The 8,692-nt window shown below is 73.9% G+C and carries 10 protein-coding genes; 5 read left to right on the top strand and 5 right to left on the bottom strand.

Translation table 11 applies throughout. The features are described from left to right. From J0670_RS21780 to J0670_RS21770, 3 genes are all read right to left on the bottom strand, one after another. On the bottom strand, positions 1-635 hold a 635-nt coding region (locus tag J0670_RS21780; RefSeq protein ID WP_207813318.1), incomplete at its 3' end, for a serine/threonine-protein kinase. A gap of 113 nt (positions 636-748) precedes the next feature. After that, positions 749-1,693 carry an alpha/beta fold hydrolase gene (locus tag J0670_RS21775; protein WP_207813317.1) on the bottom strand — a complete coding sequence of 315 codons (945 nt, stop codon included), beginning with the start codon at positions 1,691-1,693 and terminating at the stop codon, positions 749-751. A gap of 48 nt (positions 1,694-1,741) precedes the next feature. After that, positions 1,742-2,593, bottom strand: coding sequence for a dienelactone hydrolase family protein (locus J0670_RS21770; RefSeq protein WP_207813316.1), 852 nt, complete (start codon positions 2,591-2,593; stop codon positions 1,742-1,744). Here J0670_RS21770 and J0670_RS21765 point away from each other — a divergent pair. Next, positions 2,569-3,021: a DUF6191 domain-containing protein gene (locus J0670_RS21765; protein WP_207813321.1), complete on the top strand. Its 453-nt coding sequence runs from the start codon at positions 2,569-2,571 to the stop codon at positions 3,019-3,021. The two genes, J0670_RS21770 and J0670_RS21765, sit on opposite strands and share 25 nt — an antisense overlap. Here the strand turns inward: J0670_RS21765 and J0670_RS21760 are convergent. Both J0670_RS21760 and J0670_RS39370 read right to left on the bottom strand, forming a co-directional pair. Then, positions 2,982-3,368: a VOC family protein gene (locus J0670_RS21760; protein ID WP_207813319.1), complete on the bottom strand. Its 387-nt coding sequence runs from the start codon at positions 3,366-3,368 to the stop codon at positions 2,982-2,984. The genes J0670_RS21765 and J0670_RS21760 overlap by 40 nt on opposite strands. An 80-nt stretch (positions 3,369-3,448) precedes the next feature. Continuing rightward, positions 3,449-4,375 carry a (2Fe-2S)-binding protein gene (locus tag J0670_RS39370; protein WP_243437338.1) on the bottom strand — a complete coding sequence of 309 codons (927 nt, stop codon included), beginning with the start codon at positions 4,373-4,375 and terminating at the stop codon, positions 3,449-3,451. Between the two features lie 246 nt (positions 4,376-4,621). Between J0670_RS39370 and J0670_RS21750 the strand changes: the two genes are divergently transcribed. The 4 genes from J0670_RS21750 to J0670_RS21735 all read left to right on the top strand — a co-directional run bounded on the left by J0670_RS21750 (position 4,622) and on the right by J0670_RS21735 (position 8,590). Further along, positions 4,622-5,587 carry an iron ABC transporter permease gene (locus tag J0670_RS21750; protein WP_243437337.1) on the top strand — a complete coding sequence of 322 codons (966 nt, stop codon included), beginning with the start codon at positions 4,622-4,624 and terminating at the stop codon, positions 5,585-5,587. Then, complete coding sequence (locus J0670_RS21745) at positions 5,584-6,630, top strand: iron ABC transporter permease (RefSeq protein WP_207813314.1); 1,047 nt, start codon at positions 5,584-5,586, stop codon at positions 6,628-6,630. The genes J0670_RS21750 and J0670_RS21745 overlap by 4 nt, the downstream gene beginning before the upstream one ends. After that, positions 6,630-7,520 (top strand): ABC transporter ATP-binding protein, encoded by an 891-nt coding sequence (locus J0670_RS21740; RefSeq protein ID WP_207813313.1) that lies wholly within the window; start codon positions 6,630-6,632, stop codon positions 7,518-7,520. Before J0670_RS21745 ends, J0670_RS21740 begins: the two co-directional genes overlap by 1 nt. 74 nt (positions 7,521-7,594) lie before the next feature. Next, complete coding sequence (locus tag J0670_RS21735) at positions 7,595-8,590, top strand: ABC transporter substrate-binding protein (protein WP_207813312.1); 996 nt, start codon at positions 7,595-7,597, stop codon at positions 8,588-8,590. The last annotated feature ends 102 nt before the right edge of the window (positions 8,591-8,692 follow it).

The raw sequence follows: 8,692 nt of genomic DNA, 5'->3' as shown, positions 1-8,692 counted from the left end.
CCGACCAGCAGTTCGTAGCAGAGCACGCCGATCGAGTAGAGGTCGGAGGCCGGCCCGGTCGTCGCCGAGGAGGCCTGCTCGGGGGACATGTAGGCCGCCGTGCCGATGATCGCGTACGGGGCGGTGAGCTTGGTGCTGGCGACGGCCCGGGCGATGCCGAAGTCGGTGATGACCACCCGGCCGTCGGTGCGCACCATCAGGTTGGACGGCTTGATGTCACGGTGCACGATCCCCCGGCGGTGCGCGGCGTGCAGCGCGTCCAGGGCGTCGGCCAGCAGGCCGAGTGCGCGCTCGGCGCTCATCGGGCCCTCGTCCTTGAGCACCTGGTTCAGCGGACGGCCCTCGATCAGGTCCATCACGATGTACGCGCAGCGCTCGTCGCCGTCCTCGTCGCTCTCGCCGTAGTCGTGGACGCCCACGATGCCGCCGTGGTCGATCGCGGCGACCAGCTGCGCCTCCCGGCGGAAGCGCTGCACCGCGGTGCCGTCCTCGAACAGGTCCGCGCGCAGGATCTTGACCGCGACCTGCCGCGCCAGCACCCGGTCGTCGGCCCTCCAGACCGAGCCCATACCCCCGCCGCCGACCTTTTCGACCAGCTCGTACCGCTCGCCGAGCACGGTGCCCGCGCTACTCATCCGCCCCTGCCCCCAGGTGTCGTGACCCTCCCCGACGGGTCGTCGGCACACAGTGTGCCAGAGCGTTCCGCGGCCCCATCAGCCGCTGCACGGACGGAGCTTGGGGGCCGAGCTCAGGCGTTCCGGACGTATCGGGCGTGGTCGGACACCTCCAGGACGGCCGCGACGACCGCCTGCGGCCGGTCCTCGTGGACGGCGTGGCCGGCGCCGGGCACCACGATGTGCTCTCCCCTGGCGGCACCGCCCGCGACCCACGCCTGCATCGCCGTCCAGCGCTCGCGCATGGCGCGGGGCAGCCCCGCAGTCGCGCTCAGCACCCACACCGGGACGTCCGGCAGCCGTCCGGCGGCCCGCCGCCGGCGCAGCTCCGGGACGACGAGGTCCGTCAGCCGGTTCTCGGCGAGGATGGTGCGCCGCTGGTGGGGGTGGGCGACGGCGGCCGCCGCGGCCCGGTCGAGGGCGTCCTCCCGGTCCGGCCCGGCGGGTGCCAGTGCCGTTCGGAGCAGCCGGATCCGGATCAGCACCGCCTCGGCGGCGCTGATCGCCTGCGGCCTGAACTCCTCGTGCGCCGGGTCCACCAGGACGAGGCCCGCCACCAGCTCCGGCCGCTGCCAGGCGAGGAGTTGGGCCAGCAGGCCGCCCCAGCTGTGCCCGACCAGAACGGCCGGACCGGCGCCCAGGTGTTCCACCAGGGCCGCCAGGTCCTCAAGCTGCCCGTCCAGCACCGGGCCGGGGTCGCGGCCAGGGTCACGACCGGGGTCGCGGTCGGGCTCGCTGGCACCGAGACCGGCCCGGTCGTACGCCACCACCCGGACGTGCTCGGCGAGTTCGGGCAGCACCGGGGCCCAGTCGAGCGAGGAGCCGCCGCTGCCCGCGATCAGGACCACCGGCGCCGCGCCGACCTGCCCGGCCTCCACCCAGCGCAACGCCCGCCCGTCGCGGTCGAGTTCGCCGCGTCGCACCCCGCCGGGAGTCCGCTCGGCCAGCGCCTGCGCGATGGCCTCCTGAACGCCCGGCAGGTCCGGTTGGCCGGTCCGGCGGTTCCACTTGCTCGGCATGTTCGATCCCCCCTCTGTCCGCCGGCGCCGGGTCGCGGTCACCCTCGGTCAGGCCGGCAGGGCGCGGTGCAGCAGGTCGAGCAGCGCGTCCCAGTGGCGGCTGTCGCCGGCCGCGTCGTAGCGGGTCGTGTCGCGCTGGGTGTAGCCGTGCAGGGAGCCCTCGTAGACCTCTGCCCGGAAGCGGACCCCTGCGGCGGTGAGGGCCTCGGCGAGCCGGTCGACCTGCTCGGGCGGCATCGACGGGTCCTGGTCAGCGTGGCCGAAGTACAGCTCGGCGGTGATCCGGTGGGCGCCCAGGTGCGGGCTGTCCGGGGCGTCGGTGGCGAGGTTGCCGCCGTGGAAGCCCGCCGCGGCGGCGATCCGGTCCGGGTGGCTGGCGGCGGTGCGCAGCGCGAGGAAGGCGCCGCGGCAGTAGCCGGTGAGGCCGACCGGGCCGTCCTGGACCAGCGGGGACTCGGCGAACCAGGCCAGGAACGCGTCCGCGTCGCGGGCGGTCACCTCCGGGGTGAGGGTGGCGAGCAGCGGGCCGAGCAGGGCGAAGAGCTGCTCGCCCTGCTCGATGTCGATCAGCTCCGGCAGCTCGACCACCGGCGCACGGCCGTTGCGGTAGTAGAGGTTGGGGACGAGGACGGTGTACCCGGCCGCGGCCAGCCGGTCGGCCATGTCCCGCAGGTGCGGCCTGAGGCCGAAGGCGTCCTGGTAGAGCAGGACGCCGGGGTGGGCTCGGCCGTCGGGATGTCCACGTCGGTTCCGCGCACGATCATGATGAGGCCTCTCCTTAGGGTCCGCGGGCAGCCTAGCCGGTGGGCCCGGCCCCGCCCGGTACCGGCCGTCGCCACGGGAACGCCGGTACCGCGTCGGGGCGTTGAACGGGCATGGGGTTGATCGTGGGCGTGGCATGCGCGGTGGCGGCGGTGGTCGGGCTGGTGCTGCTGGCGGCCTGGCAGGTCTGGGGCGAGTCCTCACCGCGCCGGCGGGAGCGCGCCCCCGGCGTGGGAGTGGGCGGTGGCGGGCTGGACGAGTTGCACGCGCTCTTCAGCCCGGGCAAGCGGGTGCAGGTCGAGCAGCGGCGGGAACAGCTGTCGCGGCGGGACGACACGCAGGCCGGGGCGCCGCCGCACTTCGGCGTGGATCTTGAGCGGGGCATAGCGGTGCTGCGCGCCGACGGAGACCGCGGTGACGGTGGTGACACCGGAGACGGCGGTGGAAGCGCGGACGGCGGTGGAAGCGCGGACGGCGGTGGCAGCGGAGACGGCGGTGACCGGAACGCGGGCGGCGGGCGGCTCGGTCAGGCGCCCCAGCTGCGCGAGCAGAGCACCAGCAGGTAGCCGTCCGGGTCGGCTATCGTCACGCCGTGCTCGTCCCAGTAGGGGTTGTGGGCCTTGACCCGGGTACCGCCGTGCTCCTCCAGCCGGGCGACCAGCGCCTCGTCGACCGGCGCGGCGAGGTAGACGACGAACAGGTCGTCCACCGTCGGGGTCGGCTCCACCGGGCGCTCCGGGTCGTGGGTCAGCTCGAAGTGCCAGCTACCGCCGGACGGGCCGACCATCAGTAGGTCGTGCTTGCCGGGCACCCGCTCGGTGCTGCGCCACTGCACGTCGAGGCCGAGGCCGCCGACGTAGAAGCGCTCGGCCGCCGCGATGTCGCGGGAGGGGCGGGCGATCCGGACCCGCATCGTCGAATCGATCACGCCGGCGAGCCTAGCGCGCACCACTGACAGTCGTCCGGCCAATCGGCCCGGTCGCCGACCGGCCGTCAGAACCGCCGCAGCCGCTCCTCGTCGGTGGTGCGCGGGCAGGTCAGACAGGCGGCGGCGCCCGGCTCGACCGCGTAGTAGAGGCAGCAGCCGAGCCGGGTGCGGGTGTGGTGCTCGCGGCCGTCCGGGGTGCGCAGCCGACGGAAGTCCGCGGCGCCCGGGAGCGGCAGGGTGCCGCCGGGCAGCAGGGCCTCGGCGGCGGCGACGGCCGCGTCCTCCTCGGCCCCGTCCGGCCCAGCCCCATCCGACTCAGCCCCGTCCGGACCATTCCCGTTCGCCCCGGTCTCGTTCGGGCCTGTGTCGTTCGACCCGGTCCCGCTCGGGCCGGTGTCGCGCGCGCCGAGCATCCGGCCGAGGTACCAGACGGCGGAGGCGAGGTCGTCGGTCACCATGCCCCAGAGCGCGCGGTCGCGGCGCCGGGTGGGCCCGGCGAAGGCGGCGAGCACCGGTTCGACGTGGGCGACGACGGCGGCCCGCAGCTCGGCGCGCAGCTCGTCGTCACCGGGGAGGGTGACGTGCCCGCGCGGTCGCAGCGCGAACTCACCGGTGGGGGTGTGCAGCCAGAGGTCGGCGGGGTCGAGCAGGGGGACCCGTCGGGCGAGGTGCCAGGGGCCGGCGATGAGCAGGCAGGCCGACCAGACGTAGTGGTGGAGCAGTCGGGAGGCGGTGACGTGCGGGCGCGGCGCGCGGCCGTGCTTGGCGGCGATGCGGGCCTCCTCGCCGGCCAGGGCGGCGGCCAGCGCCCGTTCGTCGGTGGCGAGTTGGACCCCGGAGTACCAGCCGTCGACGGCGGAGGGGGCGGGCTCGGCGGCGTCGAGCAGGCGCAGCTCCAGCACCGGGCAGAGCTCTCGCAGCCGCCCGTAGTCGCCGACCAGGACGGGCGGCCCGGCGGACGGCGCGACGGACAGGGGTGTTCCGGGGACCATCGGCGCTCCCGAGATCGATTCCGAACGATCTATCGATAAGGTGAGCCTCACCTTACAATGCCTCAGATGGCACCGCGACCACATCGCGGCCATCGCGCAACACCACCCTGGGGACGCCACGGACCGACCGGCCCGGCCTTGACGAACTTAGGTAAAGCTAACCTAAGATATCGCTTCGTGTTGAGAACCGATCCGCCGGCCGACACAGCCCCGGCGACACCTCGATCCTCAGCGGTACAGCGGCCGTTGCTGCTGGCCGCCGGCGTGTGCGCGCTCGTGCTGTGTGCCTCGCTGAGCCTCGCGCTCGGCTCCCGGTCCATCCCCCTGTCCACCGTCGTCGACGCCCTCACCGGCGCCGCCCACGGCGGTGACGCCGACGTGGTGACGGGGCTTCGCGTCCCGCGCACGCTCACCGGGCTGGCCGTCGGAGCCGCGCTCGGCGTCGCCGGAGCGGTGGCCCAGGGAGTCACCCGCAACCCGCTGGCCTCCCCGGTCACCCTCGGCATCAACGCCGGCGCAAGCCTCGCCGTGGTCGCCGCGATCTACGTGCTGGACCTCTCCCGTCCGGTCGAGTACGTCTGGTTCGCGTTCACCGGGGCGGCCGTCGCGGCCGTCGCCGCGTACGCGATGTCCCGACGGGGTGGGGACCTCGACCCGGTCCGGCTCGCGCTCGGCGGCACCGTGCTCACCATGGTCCTCACCTCCTGGACCTCCGCGCTGATGCTGGCCAGCCACCGCACCCTGGACGAGGCCCGGTTCTGGCTGGCCGGCTCGATCGCCGGGCGGCACCTGGACACCCTCACCCCCGTGCTGCCGTTCCTGCTGCTCGGCCTGCTGGGCGCCTTCGCGATCTCGCCCGCGCTCAACGCGCTGGCTCTCGGCGACGAGAGCGCCCAGTCGCTGGGTGTGCCGGTGGCCCGGATCCGGGTGGTCGGCGGGCTGGCCGTGGTCCTGCTCGCGGGCGGGGCGGTGGCCGTCGCCGGACCGGTGGCGTTCATCGGACTGGCCGCGCCGCACCTCGTCCGGCCGCTGCTCGGCAACGACCACCGCTGGCTGCTGCCCGGCTGCCTGATCGCCGGTCCGCTGCTGCTGCTCGCGGCCGACGTGCTCGGCCGGCTGGTGGTGCGGCCCTCCGAGATCGAGGTCGGCATCGTGACCGCCTTCCTCGGCGCGCCGCTGCTCGCGGTTCTGGCCCGGAAGGTGGCCCGGTGACCGCGCTCGCCCCGCCCACCGGCACGCTCGCCCGCGCGCTCACCAGCCGCCGGGCCCGTACCGCGGCGTGGTCGCTGCTGGCCGTCGCCCTGCTCGTCCTGCTGACCGGGATCGCCCTCGGCACCGGCCAGGTGAGCATCTCGGCCTGGGACGCGCTGCGCGCCCTGGCCGGCCAGGGCGATCCCGGGAACGTCCTGGTGGTGCAGCAGTTCCGGGCGCCGCGCGTGGTGTCCGCGCTGATCGCGGGCGCCGGACTGGCGATGGCCGGCTCGATGCTGCAGCGGCTGTTCCGCAACCCACTGGCCGCCCCCGACACCATCGGCATCACCGGCGGCGCCTCCTTCGGCGCGGTGCTGATGCTCGCCACCGGCGCCTCTCAGCAGCTGATCCCGCTGGCCGCGGTCGGCGGCGGGCTGCTCGCGGCGCTGCTGCTCGGCGGCTTCGCCTGGCGTTCGAGGATGGCCGTCACCCGGCTGGTGCTGGTCGGCCTGGCGATCCAGCAGGGACTCGCCGCCGCCGTGAATCTGATGATCGTACGGTTCCCGGCGGAGCTGGCCTCCTCCGCGATGCAGTGGACCACCGGCTCGCTGTACGGGCGCAACTGGACCGAGGTGTGGATCGGCGGCACCGCCATCGCGGTCACCGCCCTGGGCGCGCTGATGTCCCAGCGGCGGATCGCCGTCCTCGACCTCGGCGACGACTCGGCCGGCGGGCTCGGCCTCAATCCGGCCCGGGACCGGCTCCGGCTGCTGCTGCTCACCATCGCGCTCGCCTCGCTGGCCGCCGCCCTGACCGGACCGGTCGCCTTCGTCGCGCTCGCCGTCCCTCACCTGGTCCGGCTGCTGGCCGGGCCCCCCACCCCCGGCACCCTCGGCCTCACCGCGCTCACCGGCGCCGTGCTGCTGCTGTCCGCCGACCTCCTCGTACTGCACGTGATCCCCGTCCACGGCCTGCCGGTCGGTGCCGTCACCGCCACCCTCGGCGCGCCCTGGCTCCTGGTGCTGATGATCCGCCAGGGCCGGCTTCCCCAGAGGAGCAGCTGATGACCGGCTCGGCCATCGACCGGACCACCGCCTCGCGGGCGGTCGTCGACCGCGCGGCCGCCACCTCGCGGCCGACGACCGACCGAGCGGCCGCCAACCGGCTCGCCGCCCACGGGCTCGGGCTGCGCTACGGCGAGCGGACGATCATCGACGGGCTCGACCTCGAACTGCCCGGCGGCGCCGTCACCGCGATCGTCGGACCGAACGCCTGCGGCAAGTCCACCCTGCTGCGCGGGCTGGTCCGGCTGCTCGACCCGGCCGTCGGCACCGTCACCCTGGACGGCGCCGACATCCACCGGATGCCCGCGCGCGCACTCGCCAAGCGGATGGGCCTGCTGCCGCAGCAGCCGGTCACACCGGAGGCGGTCACCGTCGAGGCGCTGGTGCGGCTCGGGCGCTACCCGCACCAGCGGATGCTCAGCCCGTGGTCCAAGGCGGACCAGGCGGCGGTCGAGGAGGCGCTGGAGCGCACCGGCACCGCCGAACTGCGCGACCGGCAGGTCGACCGGCTCTCCGGCGGACAGCGCCAGCGGGTCTGGATCGCGCTCGCGCTCGCGCAGGAGACCGACCTGCTGCTGCTCGACGAACCGACCACCTTCCTCGACCTGCGACACCAGCTCGACGTGCTCGACCTGGTCGCCGACCTGCACGCCGAGGCCGGGCGCACCGTCGTCATGGTGCTGCACGACCTCGGGCAGGCCGCGCGGTACGCCGACCACCTGGTGGTGCTCAAGGACGGTCGGCTGGCCGCGGCCGGTCCGCCGGACGAGGTGCTGACGGCAGAGCTGGTGGAGGCGGTGTTCGGGGTGCCCTGCCGGGTGGTGCCCGACCCGGAGACCGGCACGCCGCTGGTCGTGCCACGGGCCCGGAGCAGAGCCGTCGCCTCCTGAACTCCCTTGCGCTGTCCCCACGTTCGACCATCCGCATTCGACCTACCGTGTTCGACCCTATCCAAGGAACTCCGATGAACCGCCGACTCCCCGTCGCCGTCCTCGCCGTCACGCTGTCCGCCACGCTCCTCGCCGCCTGCGGCAGCAACGGGGACGGCGCCAAGGGCGGCGACTCCGCGTCCTCCTCCGCCCAGGCCGGGGCCGTCGCCGGATTCCCGCGCAGCGTCAAGCACGCCGCCGGGACCGCCGAGATCAAGTCGCAGCCCAAGCGCGTCGTGGTGCTGGACAGCGGTGAGCTGGACGACGTCACGCTGCTCGGCATCACGCCGGTCGGCGCGGTGTCGCCGCACATGAAGACCGAGGGCGGGTTCCCGAACTACCTCAAGGACAAGATCAAGGACACCAAGGACGTCGGCCCGATGAACGAGCCGAACCTGGAGCTGATCGCCTCCCTCAAGCCGGACCTGATCCTCTCCTCCAAGGTCCGCCACGCCAAGGTGTACAGCCAGCTGAACGCGATCGCGCCGACCGTGCTGGCCGAGACCACCGGGTTCCCGTGGAAGGAGAACCTCGCGCTGTACGCCCAGGCGCTCGGCAAGGAGGACGAGGCGAAGAAGGCGCTGGCGGACTACGAGGAGCGGGCGCACAAGCTGGGCGAGGCGATCAAGGCGAAGTACAACGGGACGATGCCGACCGCCTCGGTGGTCCGCTTCGTGGCCGGCCCGACCCGTCTGTACGCCAAGTCCTCGTACAGCGGGGTGGTGCTCAAGGACGTGGGCCTAGCCCGGCCGGCCTCGCAGGACGTGGACCAGAACATCGTCGAGGTGAGCGCCGAGCAGGTCAGCCAGGCCGACGCCGACCTGGTGTTCGTCACCACCGCCGACGACCCGTCGAAGACCAAGGAGAGCGAGGTCCAGCAGACGCCGGTCTGGCAGGGCCTGAACGCCGTGAAGAACAACAAGGTGTTCAACGTCCCGGACGAGACCTGGATGTCCGGCATCGGCGTCCAGGCGGCGAACGCGATGCTCGGCGACATCGCGAAGGCGGCGGGCGTGGACGCGCCGAAGTAGGCGGCGAGCGGGGGCGGCGGGTGACAGATGACAGATTTCGAAATCTGTCATCTGTTATCTGTCATCTGTTATCCGTCCGCTGACCTCTGTTCACTGTTCGCC

The organism is Streptomyces sp. FH025 (assembly GCF_017427025.1).
GTDB lineage: Bacteria > Actinomycetota > Actinomycetes > Streptomycetales > Streptomycetaceae > Kitasatospora.
This window is presented reverse-complemented; position numbering and strand designations above follow the sequence as displayed.

Coding starts and splice junctions, on each gene's coding strand:
- J0670_RS21775 (WP_207813317.1), bottom strand. CDS start 1,693: ATGCCGAGCAAGTGGAACCGCCGGACCGGCCAACCGGACCTGCCGGGC.
- J0670_RS21765 (WP_207813321.1), top strand. CDS start 2,569: ATGGGGTTGATCGTGGGCGTGGCATGCGCGGTGGCGGCGGTGGTCGGG.
- J0670_RS21770 (WP_207813316.1), bottom strand. CDS start 2,593: ATGCCACGCCCACGATCAACCCCATGCCCGTTCAACGCCCCGACGCGG.
- J0670_RS21760 (WP_207813319.1), bottom strand. CDS start 3,368: ATGCGGGTCCGGATCGCCCGCCCCTCCCGCGACATCGCGGCGGCCGAG.
- J0670_RS39370 (WP_243437338.1), bottom strand. CDS start 4,375: ATGGTCCCCGGAACACCCCTGTCCGTCGCGCCGTCCGCCGGGCCGCCC.
- J0670_RS21740 (WP_207813313.1), top strand. CDS start 6,630: ATGACCGGCTCGGCCATCGACCGGACCACCGCCTCGCGGGCGGTCGTC.
- J0670_RS21735 (WP_207813312.1), top strand. CDS start 7,595: ATGAACCGCCGACTCCCCGTCGCCGTCCTCGCCGTCACGCTGTCCGCC.